The sequence below is a fragment of the Nocardioides pocheonensis genome, assembly GCF_003725535.1.
GTDB lineage: Bacteria > Actinomycetota > Actinomycetes > Propionibacteriales > Nocardioidaceae > Marmoricola > Marmoricola pocheonensis.
On record NZ_RJSF01000007.1, the window covers coordinates 23,969 to 45,647 of the forward strand.

Sequence of the window (21,679 nt, forward strand, 5' to 3'; positions counted from 1 at the left end):
GCCCGACGGTCAGCGAGCTCCGCGGCTGAAGCTCGCGGGGCTGTGGTTGCCGCCCCCGGACCCGTTGCCCCGGCGCGCGCGGCCGGCACCGCTCTTCTGCCCGCCACCGGCGCGACCTGCGCCGCGGCCCGGCTTCTGGGCGGTCTGCTGGGCCTGGCCGCGGCTGCCCGAGCGGCGGCGGTTGCCGCCGCCGGAGCGACCCGGGCCACTGGACCCGGAGCCGCTGCCCGCCTCGACGGCCAGGCCGCCGGCGACGAGCACCCGCTCGCCCGGAGCCAGCGTGCGCAGGATCGCGTGGCCGGGTCCGGAGACCTTGGTCGTCGTGGGGTTGATCCCGGCGGCGCGGGTGAGCGCGCGCACGTCGCGGACCTGCTGGTCGGTCATCAGCGTGATCACCTTGCCGGCCGCACCGGCGCGGGCGGTGCGCCCGGAACGGTGCAGGTAGGCCTTGTGCTCGGCCGGCGGGTCGGCGTGCACGACCAGCGCCACGTCGTCGACGTGGATGCCGCGGGCGGCGATGTCGGTGGCGACCAGCGTCGTGGCCTTGCCCGAGTGGAACGCGTCCATGTTGCGGGTGCGGGCGTTCTGGGCGAGGTTGCCGTGCAGCTCGACGGTCGGTACGCCGCGGGCGTTGAGCTGGCGGGCCAGTGCCTTCGCGCCGTGCTTGGTGCGGGTGAAGACCACCGTGCGGCCGGGAGCGCTGGCCAGGTCGACCAGCACCGGCACGCGCTGCTCGTGCTGCACGTGCAGCACGTGGTGCTCCATCGCGGCGACCGGCGAGGACGCCGAGTCGGCCTCGTGCGTGACGGGGTCGGTCAGGAACCGCTTGACCAGGACGTTCACGGCGTTGTCGAGCGTGGCCGAGAAGAGCAGTCGCTGGCTGTTGCGCGGGGTCTGCTCGAGCAGGCGACGCACGGCGGGCAGGAAGCCCAGGTCGGCCATGTGGTCGGCCTCGTCGAGCACCGTGACCTCGACGCCGCCGAGGTCGCAGGCGCCCTGCTTGATGAGGTCCTCGAGGCGGCCGGGGCAGGCGATGAGGACGTCGACGCCGGCCCGGAGTGCCTGGACCTGGGGGTTCTGGCCGACGCCGCCGAAGACGGTGCGGCTGCGCAGGCCGTGGGCGGCGGCGAGGGGGGCGAGGGCCTCGTCGATCTGCGAGACCAGCTCGCGGGTCGGGGCGAGGATGAGGGCACGCGGGCGCTTCGGCGTACGGCGGGCGCCGGAGGCGACCAGGCGCGCGACCACCGGCAGCAGGAACCCGTAGGTCTTGCCGGAGCCGGTGCGGCCGCGGCCGAGCACGTCGCGCCCGGCCAGGGAGTCGGGCAGCGTGGCTGCCTGGATGGGAGTCGGGGAGGTGATGCCGCGGGCGCCGAGCACGTCGGCAAGGGTCGCGGGCACACCGAGATCGATGAAAGAGGTCGTAGACAAGGAGGAATCACTCACTGTGTGGGTGTCTCACCACAGCCGTGACGAGCGTTCTCGTCACTGGGAGGCCGGTGTGGAGCACCCGTTGCGGGGCTGCAACACACCATCAGGACCGAGGTAAGACTGGGCGGTCCTTGTGCTTCGAGACTACGGCATGGGTCTCGGTTCCGGAGAATCGTCGTGGCGCGGCGGCGTGTGACCTGCGACTCTCGCTGGCGTGACCACCTCGGGCCCTTCCTTCGACGACGTCGTCGCGACGCTCCGCGCGGCCGGCTGCGTGTACGCCGAGGAGGAGGCCGAGCTCATCCTCGAGGAGCCCGGCGATCCCGCGGCCCGGATCGCCCGTCGTGTGGCCGGCGAGCCCCTGGAGTGGGTGCTCGGGTGGGCGGAGTTCGCCGACCAGCGCATCGTCGTGCGCCCGGGCGTGTTCGTCCCGCGCCGGCGGACCGAGCTGCTCGCCGCCGAGACGATCGCTCGCCTGCGCCCCGCGTCGGTCGCGGTCGAGCTCTGCTGCGGGGCGGCCCCGGTCGCCGCGGCGGTGCTCGAGGAGGTGCCCTTCGTCGAGGTGCACGCCGCCGACCTCGACGCGGTCGCGGTCGCCTGCGCCCGGGAGAACGTGCCGAACGGCAACGTGCACCAGGGCGATCTGTACGACGCCCTGCCGGGCTCGTTGCGCGGCCGGATCGACGTACTGGCCGCGAACACGCCGTACGTGCCCTCCGACGAGGTCACGCTCATGCCGGCCGAGGCGCGCGACCACGAGCCGGCGCACACCCTCGACGGCGGTCCGGACGGCCTCGACCTGCTCCGCCGGATCAGCGCGGGCGCGCGCGAATGGCTCGCGCCCGGCGGACACGTGCTGATCGAGGTGAGCGAGCGTCAGCTGCCGGTGGCGATGGCCGTGTTCGAGGGGGACGGCCTCGAGGCGTCCTCCGCGCACAGTGCGGAGCTCGAGGCCACCGTGGTGATCGGGCGGTCCGGCCAGCAGGGTGTCGCGGGAGGTCCGTCCGCAGGCCGCGGACGGGTCTAGGGTCGGGACATGGCAGCCATCGTCCTCCGCGTCCGCCTCATCAGCGGCGACACGATGGACGTCACCTACGAGCAAGCGGACACCGAGAGCGAGAGCGAGCTGGTCGGCCACGTCGTCGCGACGCTCGCAGAGGAGTCCGGCGTGCTTCGCTGCACGCACGGCGACCGGCTGCTGGTGCTCTACGCGCGCGGTGTCGCCGCCGTCGAGGTCGCGCCTCGCGGCGCGGTCCTGTAGCGCGGTCAGGTCCGACCGCCCGCTGTGTCGCCTACAGCTCGCGGCCGCCGCGCATGCGGCCGAAGATGAAGAACGCGAGCGCGATGATCACCAGGATGATCAGGATCGTCCACAACATGGCAAGACTCCTCAGGGTTGTCCGGGCGGTGCCGGCGCGAAACCGGCGGACGCGCGACCCGAGGTCGGCGCTCGTCGGACTCCCTGAGCGGTGCCCTTTCCCGCCGGATCGAAACGTCTCCGCGGGCGTCGCCGCGGTGAGGTGACCGCGATCGGGTACGCCGAGAGCTCGACGACGACCCCTGAGGAGGACTTCATGGCCGTGACGAGCTTCCAGGATCTCCCCCTGGCCGACCGGGACCGTGAGTGGGACGGCGACGCCGCCGAGAAGCGGGTCCGAGCGTGGGCGGACGCGGAGGACGGGCCCAACGAGAAGTACCGCGACGCCCACGTCTGGTACGACGCCGACAACAAGGACAACTTCACGGCGTACAAGCTGCTGATCGCCGACGTCGTCGACGGGAAGCTGCATGCCGTCCCGCGCGGAGTGATGGCCGCCGGGAACGTCATGCAGGGCGGCCGCGGCGGCGTCGACCTGCCGGACTCGGACGCCGACCGCGTGAAGAGCCACCTGGCGAAGTACTACGCGAAGATGGGCGACGAGGCGCCCTGGCAGCGCGACTGAGCCCGGACGGCGAACGACCGCCCGCGCGAGGCGCGGGCGGTCGTCGTGCCGGTGCCGGTGGGTGCCGGCGGAAGCTCACTTCTGCTTGCGCTGTGCCTTCTTGGCCTCGGTGAGGTCGCTGAGCCGCTCGGCATCGGCACGGGCCTGGGCGGCCTTCTGCTTGGCCTCACGTGCGTCGTCCAGCTCGGACCGGGCCGCGCGCTGGGCGGCCTTCTTCTTCGCCTCAGCCGCCGACTCCACGCTCTGCTCACGCTTCTCGGCAGCGGCCTTGCGGCTCGCCGCGCGCTTGTCCGCCGCCGCCTTCTTGGACGCGGCCGTCTTCGCGGCCGTGACCCGGGCGTCGCGCTTGCCGCGGGCCTCGGTGGTGTCGGCCTCCTCGAGACCCGACGTCACCCGCTCCTCGGCGTCCCTGCGCTTCAGGGCCGCCTGGTGGCGACCCGCGGCCGCCGTGTCCTGGGCCTGCTCGCGGGTGGCCTCGGCCTTCGCCTCCAGACGCGCGGCGGTCCGCAGCGTGTGGGAGCGCTCGAGCCGGTCGGCGCCGCGCGCGGCGATGTCGCGGTTGCGGAGAAGCGTGCCGGCCACCTTGTCCGCGGAGCCGAGGGCACGGTCCAGCGTGGTGCGCGGGACCGAGGTCTCCGGGAGCCGCTCGGACAGGCGTCCGTCGACGAGCACCAGGGGAAGTCGGGCGAGCTCGTAGGGCAGTGCGATGAGTGTGCTGATCATGGGGTTCCTCACTTCTCGGTCTGGGCGCGCAGCTGGGCGGCCTCACGCTCGGCGGCATCGGCCTCGTGCTCGAGACGTGCCTGGTCCACCGCAGCCTGGGCCTCGGTGCGGTCGGCGTCGGCCGCGAGGGCGTCCGCCTCCCGCAGGCTCGTCGCAGCAACCTGGTCTGCGCGCTCCTCGGCGGCCTGGCGACCGGCCTCGGCCTGCGCCTCGGCCGCGCGGTCGGCGCCGGCCTGCTCGCCCGCACGCTGACGGTCGGCGGCCGCCTCCTCGCGCACGGTCTCGGCGTGCGCGGCGGACTCGCGCTGCGCTGCCTCGCGGTCGGCGTCGCGGATCTGCTCGGTGGCCTCGCGGCGCTCGGCGTCTGCCACGGCGTCGTCGGCGAGCGCGGTCCTGCGCTTCTGCGCCTCAGCCTGCTGGAGCTGTCCTTCCTCCACCAGGTCGTCCTTGCCGCTGACGGCACCGGCGACCTCCTTGGCCTTTCCGGCCATGGTGTCGAGGAATCCTTCTCGGGCCTCTGATGCTCTGTCGTTGGTCATCTGCAGTGGTGCCCGTCGCGGGCGGAAGGATTCGCCCGTGGGGTGTGACCCTCGACGCACCCGCTCAGCGCATGCGGTCGTGGAGCAGTCCTCCCTCACCGAAGGCGCGCGCGGCGAACCGCTCGCCGATCAGGCGCTGGGTCGCCGCGTCGGGGTGCAGGTTGTCGGGCAGGGGGTGTTCCTCGGTGTCCGCCCCGCCGTACAGGTCGAGGCCGTCGAGGTGCCCCAGGTGCGGGTCGTCCGGGCTTCGCTCCTGCACGATGCGCGCCAGCTCAGCGCGGACGACCTGGAGGGTCAGCTTGCCGGCCGGGACCTCTGCGGCGTCCCCGGCCGCGCGGAGTCGGATCTCACCGGCAGCCATCGCGGCCGGGTCGAACTCGCTGGGGCCGGGCGTGCTCTCGTGGATCGGGCAGCCGATCGGCGAGACCACCAGCAGCGGCGTCTCCGGATGACCGTCGCGGATCGTGTCGAGGAACCCGTGCACGGCCGGGGTGAACGCACGCACGCGCATCAGGTCGGTGTTGACGAGGTTGATCCCGATCTTGAGGCTGATCAGGTCGGCGTCGGTGTCGCGGATGACGCGTGCGACGAACGGGTCGAGAAGCGCGCTGCCCCCGAAGCCGAGGTTGACCAGGTCCACACCTCCCTGCGCCGCGGCCAGGGCCGGCCAGGTGGACGTCGGGCCGGCGGCGTTGGAGCCGTGGCTGATCGAGCTGCCGTGGTGGACCCAGCGTCGGAGACCCGTGCCGGGCACCGGGCCCGCAGGCGCGTCGGTCCAGAGCGCGACCAGCTCGGTGCGCTCGTTCCAGGGCAGCCAGACCTCGACCGTCTTGTCCCGGTCGGGCAGGCCGCCGAACTCGACGACCGCCGGTGCGCTGCCCCTCGTGGCCTCGACCGCTCCGGTGGCCAGGTCGAGGGTCAGGGTGTCCCCGCCGTCCGCGGTCGCCTGCGCGACACGAGCGCCGTCGACGACGAGCTCGTAGACCCCGTCGGGTCGCGGTGGGGCGCCGACGTACACCTGCTTGGTGGGGATCGTCTCCAGCCGGAGGTACGTCGCCCGCGTCCGCAGCGCGAGGCGCACACCGGAGGGCTGGGCCTCGACCATGGTGAGCTGCGGGTCGGCGTACCGGCGCGCCCGGGCCGGCAGCCGGTGCGGCAGGACGCCGCGCTCCGTCGGCTCCAGCTCGAGGGCCCCACGCACGACATCGGCGGTCAGCGGCGTCGCGATCAGGTCGGCGGGACGATCCATGCGGCCAGCATCCCGGGTGGTGGCCGGACCGGAGTCACCGACCCTGGGACGGCGTGGGTGCGATGCCGCGAGGCCACCTGCGGGACACTGGCAGGACCCCCATCGAGGAGACACCTGCGCAATGGCTGATGACAGCACCCGCCTGGCCGTCCTGATCGACGCCGACAACACGTCGGCCAAGCTGATCAAGGAGATGTTCGAGGAGCTGGCCAGCTACGGCACGATCACCGTGAAGCGGGCGTACGGCGACTGGACCAACCCGCACCTCAACGGGTGGCGCGACGTCCTGCTCGGCAACGCGATCTCGCCGCAGCAGCAGTTCGCCTACACCTACGGCAAGAACGCCACGGACTCGGCGCTGATCATCGACGCGATGGACCTGCTCTACTCCGGCAACGTCGACGGGTTCGCGATCGTCTCCAGCGACAGCGACTTCACTCCTCTGGCCACGCGGCTGCGCGAGTCGGGCAAGCGCGTGATCGGGGTCGGTCAGCGCAAGACGCCGAAGGCGTTCGTCGAGGCGTGCGAGCGGTTCCTCTTCCTCGAGGTGCTCGCCGCCGAGGGCAAGGGCACCACCGAGGAGGCGAAGGAGGACCAGCAGCCTCGTCCGATCCAGAGCGTGCTGTCGAAGGCGCTGAACAAGGTCGACACCGACGACGACGACTGGGCCACGCTCAGCGCGCTCGGCAACCACCTCAACCGCACCGACCCGTCGTTCGACCCGCGCAACTACGGCTTCGGCAAGCTCAGCGACCTGGTCAAGGCGCAACCGTTCATCGAGACCAAGACCGAGGTGGGCAGCGGCGGGCGCGGCCACCTGTCGGTGCGGCTCAAGGGTCGCCGCGCCGCCGAGGAGGCTCCCGCGAGCAAGCCGGCGAAGAAGGCGACCACCCGGTCGACCGCGAAGAAGTCGGCCGCGAAGGCGGCACGCAAGGTCGCGGCGAAGGTGCAGGGCGAGCCGGAGTAGAAGTGTCGGCGCCGGCTGCCAGCGTGGGCGTCATGGTCGCATGGCACGAGGTCGAGGCAGAGGCTCCGGAGCTCGCCGCACGGGTCAAGGCGCTCTTCCAGGCCCGCAAGCACAAGACGATGGCGACGCTGAGGGCCGACGGGTCGCCGCGGATCAGCGGCATCGAGACCGAGATCGGTGACGAGCTCACGTTCGGGTCGATGTCGCACTCACGCAAGCTCGCGGACGTGCTGCGGGATCCCCGCGTCGCGTTCCACAGCCCGTCGGTCGACCCGCCCGAGGGCGACGCCGGCGGCTGGGCCGGCGAGGCCAAGATCGCCGGCCGAGCCGTGCCCGCCGACGACGGCTTCCGGGTCGACATCGACGAGGTCGTGCTCACCCATCTGGACGGCGGGCTGGTGATCGAGTCCTGGCACCCGGGTCGCGGACTGGAGCGGCACGTGCGCTGACGGGGGTAGACCCTTGGCTCCCGCCGTGAGACCGGGGCGCCCGTCGACATGAGAGCTCCCGGGCGACGTCCGAGGACGTCACCCGGGAGCGCCGGTTGCGCTACCTCAGTCCGGCTGCGTGCTCCTCGACCTTGTGCTGCTGTGCCGTCAACTGGTCGTCGAGCTTCTGGAACCCGAACCACCAGTGCGCGGCGAAGCCGATAACCATGCCACCGACCGCGAACGCCGACCACGGGAACTCCGCGGCGACGACGACGTTGACGATCACCAGCCCCACCGAGACCAGGATCGTGACGATGCCGTGCACCGTCAGACCCGTGCGGGCCTCGTCACGGGCGAGGTCGCGTTCGGCCTGCTCGTAGCGCTCCAGCGTGATGCCTGCTGTGCTCATCCGTGAACCTCCTCCTTCTTCACGTGATCCCTGTTCGTGCGCTGCGGCGCCGCCGGGCGACCGCGCCCAGAGCCACGGCGGCTGCCACGAGCCAGCCTGCCGCCAGGCCGGCGGCGAGGTCACTGCTGCCGTGGTTCGGGTAGGCGCCGTCCACCCGCGGCGGCAGCATGTGCTGCTTGCCTCCGTCGCGCTGGTGCACCACCGCCGACACGTGCATGGTGGCGTGGGTGACCACCGCACCGACCGGGTTGCCGGTGAGCGCGACCGGCACGTTGGCCATCACCGCGCCGATCTCCGGGTAGCGGAGCGTCTGGTCGCGGAACTCGGTGTAACCGAGGTGGTACGTCGCCGTGACGAACATCGACAGCACCAGGGTCAGCCCTGCGAAGCCCGCCTTGCGCCGGAAGGTGGTCCGGTCCCCGTGCATCAGCAGGTAGGCGACGGCGGCGGGCAGCACCACCAGGGTCAGCGCGTCGACCGTCCCGTAGACCAGGCCGCGCCAGACGATCTCGAAGGCGAACCGCCACCCCTGGGCGTGTGCCGTGGCGGTCTGCTGGAAGATGCCGATCGCCAGCACGAGGCCGACAGCGGCACCCAGGGCCAGGCTCTGCCACAGGTGGAGGGTCCACAGCTCCCGGAGATCGGAAGCGTGAGCGACGACGAAGGTCGCGAAGAACAGCACGGCCACGGTGAAGTAACCGAGGTAGAACAGGTCGGACTGGAGTCCTGCCAGATCGGTACCGACGAACGGCACCGCGAAGAACAGGACCGCTGCCGCGGCGTACCAGACCATCACCGGGGTCTTGTGAGACAGCGCGCTGGTGGGGGCCTCCCACACGTGGACGCGCTCAAGATGTCGCGTGCTCATGGGGCACTCATCTCCCTTCACCCCCACGTTGCCGCGACCGCCGCTGCGTCGGTAGTGGCCAAGGTCATCGACGTGGTCAGCCGGCCGACGGCTGGCGCGGAGCGCCGTTCTCGACGGCCGGTTCGAGGGCGACGAAGGGCCGTGCGGAGACGAAGGCACGCACCGCCTCGTCGGACCAGAGGTCGCCCCAGCCGAGCACGCGACTGATGAACCGGACCCGGTGGGGATGGCGTACCCGGAACTCCGCGACGACGGCGAGTGCCTCGTCCTCGGTCAGGAACCGGTGCCGCGGCACGAAGCTGTCACGGCCGACGTCGACCCGGACCGCGGGTCGTGCCCTGAGGTTGCGCACCCAGTCGGTGTTCGGGCCCCACCCCGCACAGATCACGGCACGTCGAGCGTCGGCGTCGTAGGCCAGCACCATCGCCACCGCTGAGTGCGGACGGCCGGTGCGCCGCCCCACGTGCACCAGTCGGAGGAACACGTGCCCGAGCATCCAGCCCCAGCCGCGGTCGTACAGCTGGAGCGGCAGGCGGAAGACCAGCAGTGCCAGGCGACCAGGTGTGACGCGTAGGCCGAGAAGTCGTCGTGACCCGGCAGTCGAAGTGGTGCGCAACATCGATCCGCTCCCTTCCCGAACGTGCGCGAAGGACCCCACGATCAAGTCAACGCCGTCGTACGCGTCGGGAACAGGGTCGATCGGCCCGAGCCAGACCCCGACGACCGGATCAGTCGGTGGTTGAGGTGCGGTTGCACAGCAACCGCCTCGAAACCCGGTGACGGGCTCAGCGCAAGGGCGCTCAGGTGGTTTCGAGGCTCGCTGGCGCTCGCACCTCGACCACCGGTTCTCAGGTCGTCTTCCCGCTCGTCCGCTCCTCGTACGCCGCCCGCGCGGTGTGGTCGTACTCGGTGAACATCGTGTCCAGGCCGCTCCAGCGGCCGAGCCAGCGCTTCACCGGCGTGGGCAGCGCGGCCCACTGGGTGCTGCCGAAGGCGAGCCGGCGCGGCACGGCGGCCACCGGCCGGTGCTTGCCGAGGAGCCCGACGACCGCCGCGGCCACCTGCTCGGGCGAGATCGGCGGACTCAGCTTCGGCGCTGTGGTGCCGTCGATGAGGCCGGTGCTGGTGAACGACGGCAGCACCGCCGAGACGCGCACCCCGCTGCTCGCGAGCTCGGCGTCGAGCGCCTCCGACAACGCGATGACGGCCGCCTTGGTGCCGCTGTAGACGGCCGAGCCGGCCGAGGGGATCCGTCCCGCGAGGGAGGCGATGTTGACGATCTGCCCGCCACCGGCGCGGACCATCCGGGGTGCGACCTCGTGGCAACCGATGATCACGCCGCGCAGGTTGATGTCGAGCTGACGCAGCTGTGCGTCCAGCGGGGTGTCCAGGTGCCGCCCGATCACCATGATGCCGGCGTTGTTGACCAGTCCGTCGACGCGGCCGAACTCCGCCTCGACCTTGTCCAGGAAGCCGGCGAACGACGCCTCGGAGGTCACGTCGAGCGGCAGCGCCAGGCCGGCGTACGCCTGCGCGGCCTGGGTGGCGAGCTCGACATCGAGGTCGCCGATCGCCACCCGGGCACCGGCCGCCGCCAGTGCGCGTGCGGTGGCGTCGCCGATGCCGCGGGCGCCTCCGGTGACCGCGACGACACGGCCCTGGAGCGAGCGCTGTGCTGACCTCATCGTGTGCTCCTTCGGTTGCGCAGTCGGGCGGCGGCGAGCTGGGCGCGCAGTGCGGCGGCACCGGCGGCGAGGAACCCCTTGGGCTTCACGGGGTAGGGCAGGGCACGCTTCTGGGTGGCGACCGTCTGGGTCTCGGTGTAGCGGAGCAGGCCGTCGGGACCGTGTCTGCGACCGACCCCGCTGGCGCCCATGCCGCCCATGGGCGCGGACACCGAGCCGATCGCGGCGACGTAGCCGTCGTTGACGTTGACCGAGCCGGCGCGAATGCGCGCGGCCATGAGGCGCGCGGTCTCGACGTCGCGCGACCAGATGCTGGCGGACAGCCCGTAGTCGGTGTCGTTGGCCCGCGCGATCGCGTCCTCGTCGTCGACGACGGGGTAGACGGCGACCACCGGGCCGAAGGTCTCGTCGGCGTACGCCGTCATCGCCGGGGTCACGTCGACCAGCACGGTCGGCTCGAAGAACAGCGGTCCGAGGTCCGGTCGGGCCCGCCCGCCGGCGACGACCTTCGCTCCCTTCGCCACTGCATCGTCGACGTGCCGGCGGGTCACCTCGAGCTGCTCGGCAGAGGTCAGTGAGCCCATCTCCACGGAGAAGTCGTACGCCGCCCCGAGCCGGATCCCCTTCGTGGCAAGGGCAAACGCGTCGACGAAGGCGGCGTACCGCGACTCGTGCACGTAGATCCGCTCGATGCCGATGCAGATCTGGCCGGCGTTGGAGAAGCACGCCTGCACCGCTCCGGTGACGGCCGCGTCGAGGTCGGCGTCGGCGCGCACGATCATCGGGTTCTTGCCGCCGAGCTCCATCGAGGTGCCGATCAGCCGGCGTCCGCACGCGGCCGCCAGCTCCCGGCCGGTGGCGGTCGACCCGGTGAAGGCGAGGTGGTCGACCTCGTCGATCAGGGCCGGCCCGATCACCGAGCCACGACCGGCCACGACCTGCCAGACGTCGTCCGGGAGCCCGGCACGGGCGGCCAGCTCGCGGGCGGCGAGCAGCGAGAGCGGCGCCTGGGAGTCGGCCTTGCTCAGCACCGCGTTGCCCGCGACCAGTGCGGGGATCACGTCGCCCACCGCGAGGAACAAGGGGTAGTTCCACGGCGCGATCACGCCGACCAGCCCCTTGGGCCGGTGCGCGACCCGGGTGCGGACGAGGCCGGGCGTGCCGGACAGCACCGGCCGCTCGGCCAGGTAGTCGGCGGCGTTGTGGGCGTAGTGCGCGGTCACCGCGGGCAGCCCGAGCAGCTCGATCGACCCGTGCACCCGGGACTTGCCGGTCTCCCACTGCACCACGTCGAGGAGCCGATCCTTCTCCTTCAGCACCAGCTCGGCGAACCGGATCAGCGGACGCAGCCGCTCGGCCAGCGGGAGCGCCGCCCAGGCCGCTTGCGCCGACCGGGCCCGGGCCGCGGCCGCGCGCACGTCGGCCGCCGACGACTGGGGCACCGCGGGCAGCGGGTCGCCGGTGAACGGCGCCAGCGCGCTCGCGGTCTCGCCGGAGGAGCTGGTCACCCAGCGGAGCAGGGCCTCGACGTACGCCGCGTCGACACGCGAGGGCGTTTCGGCAGGCTCGACGACCCGGGGGCCGGGGGTTTCGGCAGGCTCAACCACCGAGGGACGGGCGCTCACGCGGCCCGGCCTTCGCGCTCGAACGCACGCAGCGGGATCGGGTGCAGGCGCAGCCGGGCGGGCAGCCGCACGTAGAGCGGGTCCAGCGCCCGGCAGGCCCGGGCGAAGCGCCGGTAGCGCCGCTCCCGGCGCTCGTCCCACGGCAGCCCGAGGATCTCCCGCGCCCGCGGCGGAAGGCCGCCGATGGTGAGGAAGGAGCTGACCGCATCGATCGGCCGGCGGACGAGCCACCACAGAGCGGGGTGCACGCGCCCGGGCCGGGGCCAGCCCTTCGTCGCGTAGCCCACGCCGTACGCCGCGGTGCGGTGGGCCACCAGCCGCTCGTCGAGCATCCGGTCGAAGTAGTCGGCGAACTCGGCGTACGTGCGCGGTATGTCGCGCGCGCTGACGCCGTACCGCTCGAACCAGGTGACCGACTCGGAGACCAGCTGCTCCTTCTCCTCCGCGCTGAGCCGGCGGACGAACGTGTCGGTGGCGGTGAGCAGGTGCTCGACGAAGCAGGCGTGCGCCCAGTAGTAGGTGTCGGGGTTCAGCGCGCTGTAGGGCGAGCCGTCGGGCAGCTTGCCCTTGATCGGCTTGTGGAAGTCGCGCACCCGGTGACCGGCCGCGTCACCGTCGGCGCCGTACACGGTGTCGAAGATCGGCGGGATGCTGCGCTGCAGCCGGGCGAGAGTCTCGGCGAACCAGACCGAGTGCTCCTCCACGCCCTGACCGAGCGACGGCAGCATGTTCTGCAGCACCGCGGCCCGCGGGCCGAGCAGCGCCATCCGGTGGTCGCCGAAGTACCGCCAGGTCAGGGAGTCGGGCCCGAGCGGTGCTGCTGCCTCGGTCCTGCGGGCGGTCGCGCGGAGATTTCGGATCTGGGCCAACGACATGCGCCGATGATACATTGAAACGGATTTGTGTCACCATCCCATCGCCTCTCTCCCGGAGCTGCCCGTGACCGCGACCGCCGAGACGTCCCTCCGCACCGCCCGCGGCCCCCGACTGGGCGTGGTGCACCTGCTCCGGCTGCGCAAGCGCCCGATCGAGCACAACGACTTCCTGCGGGCGACGTACGGCGACGTGGTCCGGCTCCACGTCTTCGGCACCACCCTGTACGCCGCCTACGGGCTCGACGCGGCGGAGCAGGTGCTGATCAACCGGGAGCGGATCTTCGCCAACGGGCCCGCGTGGTCGCACTTCATCGGGCCGTTCTTCCGGCGCGGCCTGATGCTGCTGGACTTCGACGAGCACCTGCACCACCGGCGGATCCTCCAGCACGCGTTCACCAACGACGCGCTCCGCCGGTACCACGCAGTGATGGTGCCCCACATCCGCAGCGGGCTCGCGGCCTGGGAGTCGGTCCCGCAGCCGCGGATGCACCAGCTGTTCAAGGAGCTCACCCTCGACCTGGCACTGGAGACCTTCGTCGGTGTCGACCTCACCCGCGCCGAGCAGGACCGGATCAACCAGGCCTTCATCGACGCCGTCCGCGCCGGCACCTCGATCGTGCGCAAGCCGGTCCCGGGCACTCCGTGGGCACGCGGGCTGGCGGCCCGGAAGGTGCTCGAGGAGTTCTTCTTCACCCACCTGCCGGAGAAGCGCAGGCGCGGTGGCGACGACCTGTTCGCCCAGCTGTGCATCGCCCGGAGCGAGGAGGGCGACGAGTTCAGCGACGAGGACATCGTCAACCACATGATCTTCCTGCTGATGGCGGCCCACGACACCAGCACGATCACGATGAGCGCGATGGCCTACTTCCTGGCGCGCCATCCGGAGTGGCAGGAGGCGGCGCGCGAGGAGTCGATCGCTGCGGGGACCGTCGACTACGACGGCGTGCTCGGCCTCGACCTGCTCGACCGGGTGATGAAGGAGTCGATGCGGCTGTGCAGCCCGGTGCCGTCGCTGCCCCGGGTCGCCGTGCGCGAGACGTCGCTCAACGGGCACCGGATCCCGGCGGGCGCGTTCGTGGCGGTCTCGCCGTACTACAACCACCACGACCCGGCGTACTGGCCGGACCCGACCCGGTTCGACCCCGACCGCTTCTCCCCCGAGCGCCGGGAGGACCACAGCCACCGGATGGCCTTCGAGCCGTTCGGCGGCGGCGTGCACAAGTGCATCGGCATGCACTTCGCCGGGGTGCAGGTGCGGGCGATCTTCCACGAGCTGCTGCGCAGCTACCGCTGGTCGGTGCCGGCCGGCTACGAGTGGCCGCTCGACCTGGCCGCGCTGCCGTTCCCGCGCGACCGGCTCCCGGTGCGGTTGGAGAGGATCGACTCATGACGACCGCGATCCTCGACGCCGCCCAGCAGGTCTTCGAGCAGTACGGCGCCCGGCGGGCCAACGTCGAGGACGTCGCCCGGGCCGCCGGCATCAGCCGCAGCACGCTCTACCGCGCCTACCCCAACAAGGAGGCGCTGCTCGACGCGGTCCTGATGCGCCAGCTCGGCGACTTCCTCGGCGAGCTCGACCGGGTCGCCTCGGGCCTGCCGCCGCGCGACGCGGTCGTCGAGTGCTTCGCCCGCGGCATGGCCCTCACCCGCGAGATCCCGTTGCTCGCCCGGCTGGTCGAGACCGAGCCCGAGATCATCACCGGGGCGGGCGCCTCGTCGCACAGCAGCCTCGTGCTCGGCACCGCCGACCAGGTCGCCCGCACGCTCCGTCGTAGCGGCGCGACCATGCCCGACGACGAGCTCCACGTCGTCGCCGAGCTGATGCTGCGGCTGGCCTACACCTACCTGCTCAACCCGCACGGCAACCTCGACATGACCGACGAGCAGGCCGTGCGCGAGTACGCCGCGCGCTACCTCGCGCCGCTGGTGCACTGAGCCGTTCAACCTCCGCAGGGAGCCGACGCGTCTTTTCGGGTGGAGGATCGTTCCTGAGCCTCTCGGCGCGACGAGGTGAGGAGGGCCGCGATGCCGGTTCGGCACCAGTCGGACGTCTCGGCCTTCTCCGAGTTCGTGGCCGCGCGGTCAGCGAGCCTGTTCCGCACGGCGTACCTCGTCATCGGTGACCACCAGCTCGCACAGGACCTCCTCCAGGACTCGCTGGTCCGCACGTACGTCGCGTGGCCCCGACTGCGCGACCCGGCGAATGCCGAGGCGTACACCCGCCGCACCATCGTGAGGACCGCGGTTTCGTGGCGACGCCGACGCTCCTTCCACGAGCTCGCGGCGGCCGAGCTGCCCGAGGGCCGTGCCCCCGACGAGACGACCCGAGTCGGTGCGCGCGACGAGCTCTGGAGCGCCCTTCGCCTGCTTCCGCCGCGGCAGCGCGCCACGGTGGTGCTGCGTTTCTGCGAGGACCTCTCCGAGGCACAGACGGCCACGCTCATGGACTGCTCGGTCGGCAGCGTCAAGAAGCAGACCTTCCTGGCCCTCGGCAAGCTGCGTGACCACCTGGGCGCCGACTTCGTGCCCCCCGACCAGACGACGGTGACCTCGTGACCAGCTTCTTGGACCTCGCGCGTCAGGTGGAGAGCCTGGCCCCACCGACACCCGACGTCGCCACCCTCGTTGCCCGTGGCGAGCGAGAGCTCCACCGACGTCGCGTGGCTGCCGTCGTCACGGCGGCAGCCGTCGTGGTGGTGATGATCGCCGGAGGCGTGCTCGTCGGTGGCGGGGACCCGGACTCCAGGGGACCGATCGAGCCGACCCACCGTCATGACAGGACCCCCGCGCCGACACTCCCCAAGGTGCGCCAGATCGCGTACGCCGACGGTCTCCGCGGTCGGTCGATCCACTTCGGGACGCACGAGGTCCGCACCGGCATCGCCTTCACCCAGATCGACGTCACCGACGACGGGTTCCTGTTCTCGACCGGCGACGTGCACGGTCAAGGGAACAAGTCCTTGTGGTTCAGCGACGGCGGGTCGCCGGTCAAGCTCAGCGACTCCGACTGCGGCGCGGCACACGGCTTCGCCAACGGTGTCGTGACCGGGACGTCCGGCTCCAGGGCGGTGTGGCTCGAGTGCCCGAAGGGCGCTCCGCAGAGCCTCGTGGTCTTCAACACCTCGTCGATGCGCGAGGTCGTTCGCCAACCGCTGGAGCCGTGCGAGCCGCAGCCGGGTGGGTGCTCGCTCGAGGCCCTGATCGGCGACGACGTCTACCTCGTCGACGCGTACACGCGTCATCCTGACGGGCCCATTCGCACGCGTGGGCTCGTGCTCGACCTGACCACCTCCTCGTTGACCCAGGTGTCCACGACGGATCAGCGCTACGCAGAGGCGACGGACACCCAGGCGTACATCGCCGACGTCAGGAGCCTGGCCCGCGGCCTGGTCGTCGGGGAGAGCCCGCAGACCGGCCAGCCCACCGACGGGATCGGACTGCGCTTCTCCGTCGTGGGAGCGACGGCGAGGCTGGTGCCGGACCTCGGGATGCCGAACGGCGACGAGATCCGGGGCCCGGCCTGGAGCATCGCGACGGGACGACAGGTCCAGCTGCGCCTGCCCCCCGGCTACGACTTCCCGGGCCGCGCGGACACCTTCTCGCTGTTCGAGTGGCTCGATGACGACACCGTGGCCCTCCTCGCCGGCGGTGGTGGCTGGGACGGTGGCCGATCAGCCGGCGACATTCTCACCTGCCGGCTGTCCGACGGCCGCTGTCGGCTGGCCGTCCGCGGCCCCGCCGAGAGGACCGTGCGAGTCGTCCCCAACCTCGATCTGCCGGGCTGAGACCGGCAGGCGTCTCACGTCAAGCAACCTTCAAGACTCGCGCGTCACGATCGAGGCACCTGATCCGAGGAGGGCCCCGATGGACGACGACATCCACCCGATTTCTCCACCTCCTGGCACCGTGCCCGCCGGCTGGGCCGCGTACCAGCCGCCCCGACGGCGGCGGATCGGCCTCGCCGTCGCGGCGCTCGCCCTCGTCGCCGGCGGCACCGCCGGTGGGATCACCGTGGGCGCGAACCTCGGATCGGGCGAGCACGAGACCGGCTTCAGCACCCAGACCTCGCAGGCGTTCACCGGCGGCCAGGAGGAACCGGCCGAGGCGGAGCAGCCGGCCCCCGCACCGGCGCACACCGGCGAGGGTGGCGGCGACGACTGAGCGCCATCCGGCCTCGAACCCGGGACCTTCAACTCGGGCGCGCGCGGCCGGTGCGGAACTAGCGTCGACACATGTGCGACACCCTGGTCAGCCTGACCGACGACGGCCCCCTCTTCGCCAAGAACAGCGACCGGGACGCGAACGAGGCGCAGGTCCACCGCAACCTGCGCACCCCCACCGGACGCGCATACTTCCGCGTCGTCTGCGTGGCGGTGTTCGCCGCCGAGACCAGCGACCTCTCGCTGCTGCACGCGCTGTTCTACAGCCACTCCGGCACCGACCTCGAGACGCTGATCAGCACCGACCGGGGCGCGCAGCAGGACCGGATCGTCGGCGGCTCGATCCGGATCGCCGAGAACATGGCGGCCGACCTCGGCGACCGGGTGCGGTTGTCCGCCGTGGTCAATCGGATCGGACAGGACGACACGGGGGTCTCCGTGGTGCTGCGCGACGGCTCGGCGGTGACGGGCAGCCACGTGATCGTCACGCTCCCGCCGACGCTGGCCGGCCGGCTGGACTACGAGCCGGCGCTGCCGTCCTGGCGCGACCAGCTCACGCAGAGGTTGCCGGCCGGGTCGGTGATCAAGGCGTACGCCGCCTACGACGAGCCGTTCTGGCGCGCCGACGGCCTCAACGGGCAGGCGGCCTCGGACCGAGGCCGGTCAAGATCACCTTCGACAACTCCCCGCCCAGCGGGACGCCCGGCGTCCTGATGGGCTTCCTCGAGGGCGACGAGGCCCGCGCGTGGGCGCGGCGTCCGCTCGAGGAGCGCCGGGACGCCGTCCTGGGCTGCTTCGCCAGGTACTTCGGGCCGAAGGCACTGCAGCCGCGCGAGTACGGGGAGCGCGACTGGATGGCCGAGGAGCTCACGCGCGGCTGCTACGGCGCGCACTTCACGCCGGGGGTGTGGACGGCGTACGGGCCGGCGCTGCGCGAGCCGGTCGGCCGGATCCACTGGGCCGGAGCGGAGTGCTCGCCGGTGTGGAACGGCTACATGGAGGGCGCGGTGCGGTCCGGAGAGGACACCGCGCGCGCGGTGCTGGCCGCCGCGGGCGGATAGTCCGGCACGTTCGGACGCACGCGCGGGCAGAAAGTGCGTCCGAACGTGCCGGACTGTCCCCCTAGTGGAAGTTGCGGGCCTGGTGGCGACCCTGGAGGGCGCGCTCGGCGTCGGGGTTGACGCTGGCCAGGGAGCTGATCCGGTCGGCGAGGAGGTTGGTGACGCCGTCCTGGCGCTCGACGATGCCGCGGATCACGATCGCGTCGGAGTTGCGGGCGGCCTGGCGGTAGCGCCGCCAGACCCCCTGGGTGCAGATCACGTTGAGCATGCCGGTCTCGTCCTCGAGGTTGAGGAACGTGACGCCGCCGGCCGTGCCGGGACGCTGGCGGTGGGTGACCAGCCCGGCGACGTGGACCCGACGATCGGGCTCGCCGGTGAAGAGGTCGCCGACCGAGCGGATGCCGGCGCCGGTCAGCATCGGCCGCAGGTGCGCGAACGGGTGGCCGTCCGGGGAGATCCGGGTCGCCCACAGGTCGGCCAGCGTGTGCCCCACCGGGTCGAGCCCGGGCAGCGGCGGCGCCTCGACGACCGCTCCGGCGCCCTCGAGCTGGTCGGCGCGCTCGGTGAAGCCGGCGTTCCACAGCGCCTCGCGGCGGCCGAGCCCCCACGGCTCGAAGGCCCCGGCCGTGGCGAGCGCCTCGAGGTGGCCGGAGTCCAGGCCGGCCCGGCGAGAGAGGTCGCGCATGTCGGCGAAGGGCCGCTCCTCCCGGGCCGCGACGATCCGCTTCGCGAGGTCGAGGCCGATGCCGCGGACGCTGTCCAGGCCGAGGCGTACGGCGAGCCGGCCGTCGCGGCGGTGGGTCGGTGTCGGGTCGGGTGCCGTCTCGTCGTACGGCGTCGGCTCGTGGTGCGGGGTGAGGCACTCGTCCATGCCCAGGGTGGTTGAGGTGCGAGCGTCAGCGAGCCTCGAAACCTCCGACTCTGGGGTGCTGATGGTTTCGAGGCTCGTCGCTGGCGCTCCTCGCACCTCAACCATCGAGAAGGGTTCCAACCCCGCCTGCGCACCCGACCGCGTGATGTCCAGCCGCAGCACCTCGACGCCGTGGCGGCGGGCGTCCTGCACCAGGGACTGCGGGGAGTAGAAGCCCATCGGCTGCGAGCGCAGCAGCCCGGCGAGGAACGCCGCGGGGTAGTGCAGCTTGAACCACGAGCTGGCGTAGACGAGCAGGGCGAAGGACAGCGCGTGGCTCTCGGCGAAACCGAAGTTCGCGAAGGACAGGATCTGCTGGTAGATCTGGTCGGCCTCCGACCCGACCAGGCCGCGGCGCTCCATGCCGGCGTACAGGGTCTGCTTGATCGACTCGATCCGCTCGACCCCGCGCTTGGACCCCATCGCCCGGCGCAGCAGGTCGGCGTCGTCGCGGGAGCAGTCGCCGATCGCGACCGCCATCTCCATCAGCTGCTCCTGGAAGAGGGGTACGCCGAGGGTGCGGCCGAGCACCGGCTCGAGGTCGGGGTGGACGTAGCTGACCGGGTCGCGCCCGGTCGCGCGCCGGATGTAGGGGTGGACGGCGCCGCCCTGGATCGGACCGGGACGGATCAGTGCGATCTCGATCGCCAGGTCGTAGAACCGGCGCGGCCGCAGCCGCGGCAGCGTGCCGATCTGCGCGCGGCTCTCCACCTGGAAGACCCCGATCGAGTCGGCCCGGCAGAGCATGTCGTAGACCCCGGGCTCCTCCTTGGGCAGCGACTGGAGGGTCCAGCGCTCCCCCAGGTGCTCGGCCGCCAGCTCCATCATGTGGTTGAGCGCGCCGAGCATGCCCAGGCCGAGCAGGTCGAACTTCACCAGGCCCATCCACTCGCAGGCGTCCTTGTCCCACTGCAGGATCGTGCGCTTGTCCATGCGCGCCCGCTCGATCGGGCAGACCTCGCCGATCGGCCTCTCGGTGAGGATCATGCCGCCGGAGTGGATGCCGAGGTGCCGGGGAGCGCGCATCAGCTGGTTGGCCAGCTCGACCACCGGCTGCGGGATCGCGTGCGTGCCCTCGGCGGCCTCCACCACCACCGCGCTCCAGCTGTCGATCTGCTTGGACCACGCGTCCTGCTGGCCGGCCGAGTGGCCGAGCGCCTTGGCCGCGTCGCGGACCGCCATCTTCGGCCGGTAGCTGATCACGTTGGCGACCTGGGCGGCGTTGTGCCGTCCGTAGCGCTCGTAGACCCACTGGATCACCTCCTCGCGCCGGTCGGAGTCGAAGTCCACGTCGATGTCGGGCTCCTCGTCGCGGTGCGCGGAGATGAACCGCTCGAAGGGCAGGTGGTAGGCGACCGCGTCGATCGCGGTGATCCCGAGCGCGTAGCAGACCGCCGAGCTGGCCGCGGATCCCCTGCCCTGGCAGAGGATCCCCTGGCTGCGGGCGAACGCGACGATGTCGTGGACGATCGCGAAGTAGCCGGCGAAGTCCTTCTCCTCGATGATCCGCAGCTCGTGGTCGACCCGCTCCCGCGCCTCGCGCTCGTGCGGGCGGCCCCGGTAGTAGGTCTCGAAGCCCTCGTCGACGAGCACCCGCAGCCAGCTCATCGGCGTGTGCCCCTCGGGGATGCCGAGCTTGGGCAGCCGCGGGGTCGCCTTCTGCAGGTCGAAGGCGAGCTGGTCGGCCAGCTCGACCGTGCGCGCGACCGCCCCGGGGTAGCGAGTGAACCGCTCGGCCATCTCGGCCCCCGACCGCAGGCTGGCCGCTCCCCAGGCAGGCAGCCAGCCGTCCATCTCGGCGAGGCTGCGACGGGCGCGTACGGCGGCCATGGCGGCCGCGAGCCGGTGGTCGCGCGGGGTCGCGTAGTGCACGTTGTTGGTCGCCACGACGGGCAGTCCGTGCACCCGCGCCAGCCCGGCGAGCGCGTCGTTGACCTCGTGGTCGAGCGCGTGGCCGTGGTCGACCAGCTCGACGACGACCCGGTCGTGGCCGAAGAGCGCCGTGAGCCGGTCGAGCTCGGCGGCCGCCGCCTCGCGACCCTCGCCCTCGAGGGCCGACCGGACCCAGCCCTTGCGGCACCCGGTGAGCACCATCCAGTGCCCCCGTCCCTGACACGCGAGCTCCTCGACGTCGTAGACCGGCCGACCCTTCTCGTCGCCGCGCAGCTGGGCGTCGGTGATCGCGGCCGCCAGCCGGTGGTAGCCCTCGACCCCGTCGGCGAGCACGAGCAGGTGGTGCCCCTCCGGGTCGGGTACGCCGTTCTGCGGACCGCTCAGCCCCAGGGAGAGCTCGGCGCCGTAGACCGTCTTGAGCGTCGACCCGGTGAGGTTGTACTTCTGCGCGATCTCCGCGAACAGCGGCGCCCCGGCGAAGCCGTCGTGATCGGTCAGCGCCAGGCCGTGCAGCCCCAGCCGGACCGCCTCCTCCACCAGCCGGTCGGGCCCGCTGGCACCGTCGAGGAAGCTGAAGTTGCTGTGGGAGTGCAGCTCGGCGTACGGCACGACCGGCCCGTCGGGAGGTCGCACCTCCTCCTTCGGGACGTAGCGCCGCCGCTTGCGCGTGACCGGCCCCTCGTCGGGCGGCACGGCAACCTTCGGCCGCGCCGAGAGCCGTCGCTCCAGCTCGCCCCAGGGGATCGGCGGGTTGCTCCAGCCCATCAGCGGTCTCCCGGGAGCGGTCGGGCTGCGGGCATCCCGCCTGACCCCCCGCCGCCGCCAACCACCCGTTTGGCGCGTCCTGCCGTCGTCGCAGGCTCCTCCGGGAGGACGCGCCGCACGGAGGCCAGACCCATCCACGGCGGCGGCG

21 protein-coding genes and 1 pseudogene are annotated in these 21,679 nt (G+C 72.2%); 11 read left to right on the forward strand and 11 right to left on the reverse strand.

The features are described 5' to 3' along the window. Window positions 1-9 precede the first annotated feature (9 nt). The gene (locus tag EFL26_RS03285) at window positions 10-1,428 is read right to left on the reverse strand and encodes a DEAD/DEAH box helicase (protein ID WP_123221471.1); all 1,419 of its coding nucleotides are present in this window, start codon (window positions 1,426-1,428) and stop codon (window positions 10-12) included. Window positions 1,429-1,642: 214 nt separating this feature from the next. Between EFL26_RS03285 and EFL26_RS03290 the strand changes: the two genes are divergently transcribed. From EFL26_RS03290 to EFL26_RS03300, 3 genes are all read left to right on the forward strand, one after another. Continuing rightward, window positions 1,643-2,455: a putative protein N(5)-glutamine methyltransferase gene (locus tag EFL26_RS03290; protein ID WP_123221472.1), complete on the forward strand. Its 813-nt coding sequence runs from the start codon at window positions 1,643-1,645 to the stop codon at window positions 2,453-2,455. A gap of 9 nt (window positions 2,456-2,464) precedes the next feature. After that, window positions 2,465-2,689, forward strand: a complete 225-nt coding sequence (locus tag EFL26_RS03295; RefSeq protein WP_123221473.1) for a hypothetical protein — start codon at window positions 2,465-2,467, stop codon at window positions 2,687-2,689. A gap of 313 nt (window positions 2,690-3,002) precedes the next feature. Beyond that, complete coding sequence (locus tag EFL26_RS03300) at window positions 3,003-3,371, forward strand: hypothetical protein (RefSeq protein ID WP_123221679.1); 369 nt, start codon at window positions 3,003-3,005, stop codon at window positions 3,369-3,371. A gap of 75 nt (window positions 3,372-3,446) precedes the next feature. Here EFL26_RS03300 and EFL26_RS03305 read toward each other — a convergent pair whose 3' ends face one another. The 3 genes from EFL26_RS03305 to EFL26_RS03315 form a co-directional block, all read right to left on the reverse strand. Beyond that, window positions 3,447-4,094 carry a hypothetical protein gene (locus tag EFL26_RS03305; RefSeq protein WP_123221474.1) on the reverse strand — a complete coding sequence of 216 codons (648 nt, stop codon included), beginning with the start codon at window positions 4,092-4,094 and terminating at the stop codon, window positions 3,447-3,449. 8 nt (window positions 4,095-4,102) lie between these two features. After that, complete coding sequence (locus EFL26_RS03310; protein WP_123221475.1) at window positions 4,103-4,585, reverse strand: CsbD family protein; 483 nt, start codon at window positions 4,583-4,585, stop codon at window positions 4,103-4,105. Between the two features lie 112 nt (window positions 4,586-4,697). After that, window positions 4,698-5,882: an SGNH/GDSL hydrolase family protein gene (locus EFL26_RS03315; protein ID WP_123221476.1), complete on the reverse strand. Its 1,185-nt coding sequence runs from the start codon at window positions 5,880-5,882 to the stop codon at window positions 4,698-4,700. Window positions 5,883-6,003: 121 nt separating this feature from the next. Here EFL26_RS03315 and EFL26_RS03320 point away from each other — a divergent pair, with 121 nt between their 5' ends. Next, entirely contained in the window at window positions 6,004-6,849 is an 846-nt protein-coding gene (locus EFL26_RS03320) for an NYN domain-containing protein (RefSeq protein WP_123221477.1), read from the forward strand. 32 nt (window positions 6,850-6,881) lie between these two features. Further along, complete coding sequence (locus EFL26_RS03325; protein WP_123221680.1) at window positions 6,882-7,298, forward strand: pyridoxamine 5'-phosphate oxidase family protein; 417 nt, start codon at window positions 6,882-6,884, stop codon at window positions 7,296-7,298. A 100-nt stretch (window positions 7,299-7,398) separates the two neighbouring features. On the opposite strand, the gene EFL26_RS03330 is transcribed toward EFL26_RS03325, so the two are convergent. The 6 genes from EFL26_RS03330 to EFL26_RS03355 all read right to left on the reverse strand — a co-directional run bounded on the left by EFL26_RS03330 (window position 7,399) and on the right by EFL26_RS03355 (window position 12,742). Further along, entirely contained in the window at window positions 7,399-7,689 is a 291-nt protein-coding gene (locus EFL26_RS03330) for a 2TM domain-containing protein (protein ID WP_123221478.1), read from the reverse strand. A 19-nt stretch (window positions 7,690-7,708) separates the two neighbouring features. Continuing rightward, window positions 7,709-8,557 carry a hypothetical protein gene (locus EFL26_RS03335; RefSeq protein ID WP_148046616.1) on the reverse strand — a complete coding sequence of 283 codons (849 nt, stop codon included), beginning with the start codon at window positions 8,555-8,557 and terminating at the stop codon, window positions 7,709-7,711. Window positions 8,558-8,633: 76 nt separating this feature from the next. Next, window positions 8,634-9,176 (reverse strand): nitroreductase family deazaflavin-dependent oxidoreductase, encoded by a 543-nt coding sequence (locus EFL26_RS03340; RefSeq protein WP_123221480.1) that lies wholly within the window; start codon window positions 9,174-9,176, stop codon window positions 8,634-8,636. A gap of 229 nt (window positions 9,177-9,405) precedes the next feature. Next, window positions 9,406-10,242, reverse strand: a complete 837-nt coding sequence (locus EFL26_RS03345; protein WP_123221481.1) for an SDR family oxidoreductase — start codon at window positions 10,240-10,242, stop codon at window positions 9,406-9,408. Then, the gene (locus EFL26_RS03350) at window positions 10,239-11,867 is read right to left on the reverse strand and encodes a succinic semialdehyde dehydrogenase (RefSeq protein WP_221176827.1); all 1,629 of its coding nucleotides are present in this window, start codon (window positions 11,865-11,867) and stop codon (window positions 10,239-10,241) included. Before EFL26_RS03350 ends, EFL26_RS03345 begins: the two co-directional genes overlap by 4 nt. Further along, entirely contained in the window at window positions 11,864-12,742 is an 879-nt protein-coding gene (locus EFL26_RS03355) for an oxygenase MpaB family protein (RefSeq protein ID WP_123221482.1), read from the reverse strand. The genes EFL26_RS03350 and EFL26_RS03355 overlap by 4 nt, the downstream gene beginning before the upstream one ends. 64 nt (window positions 12,743-12,806) lie before the next feature. Between EFL26_RS03355 and EFL26_RS03360 the strand changes: the two genes are divergently transcribed. The 6 genes and pseudogenes from EFL26_RS03360 to EFL26_RS03385 all read left to right on the forward strand — a co-directional run bounded on the left by EFL26_RS03360 (window position 12,807) and on the right by EFL26_RS03385 (window position 17,963). Next, a complete protein-coding gene (locus EFL26_RS03360) occupies window positions 12,807-14,132 on the forward strand; it encodes a cytochrome P450 (protein ID WP_221176828.1) in 1,326 nt (441 codons plus the stop codon). Next, window positions 14,129-14,677, forward strand: a complete 549-nt coding sequence (locus EFL26_RS03365; protein ID WP_123221483.1) for a TetR/AcrR family transcriptional regulator — start codon at window positions 14,129-14,131, stop codon at window positions 14,675-14,677. The genes EFL26_RS03360 and EFL26_RS03365 overlap by 4 nt, the downstream gene beginning before the upstream one ends. Before the next feature lie 90 nt (window positions 14,678-14,767). Further along, the gene (locus EFL26_RS03370) at window positions 14,768-15,298 is read left to right on the forward strand and encodes a SigE family RNA polymerase sigma factor (protein WP_123221484.1); all 531 of its coding nucleotides are present in this window, start codon (window positions 14,768-14,770) and stop codon (window positions 15,296-15,298) included. Continuing rightward, window positions 15,295-16,527 (forward strand): hypothetical protein, encoded by a 1,233-nt coding sequence (locus EFL26_RS03375; protein ID WP_123221485.1) that lies wholly within the window; start codon window positions 15,295-15,297, stop codon window positions 16,525-16,527. Before EFL26_RS03370 ends, EFL26_RS03375 begins: the two co-directional genes overlap by 4 nt. Window positions 16,528-16,606: 79 nt before the next feature. Further along, window positions 16,607-16,903 carry a hypothetical protein gene (locus EFL26_RS03380; RefSeq protein ID WP_123221486.1) on the forward strand — a complete coding sequence of 99 codons (297 nt, stop codon included), beginning with the start codon at window positions 16,607-16,609 and terminating at the stop codon, window positions 16,901-16,903. A 71-nt stretch (window positions 16,904-16,974) separates the two neighbouring features. Then, window positions 16,975-17,963, forward strand: a pseudogene (locus tag EFL26_RS03385) (flavin monoamine oxidase family protein). A gap of 61 nt (window positions 17,964-18,024) precedes the next feature. On the opposite strand, the gene EFL26_RS03390 reads toward EFL26_RS03385, so the two are convergent. Further along, entirely contained in the window at window positions 18,025-21,531 is a 3,507-nt protein-coding gene (locus tag EFL26_RS03390; RefSeq protein ID WP_123221487.1) for an error-prone DNA polymerase, read from the reverse strand. Between the last annotated feature and the right edge of the window lie 148 nt (window positions 21,532-21,679).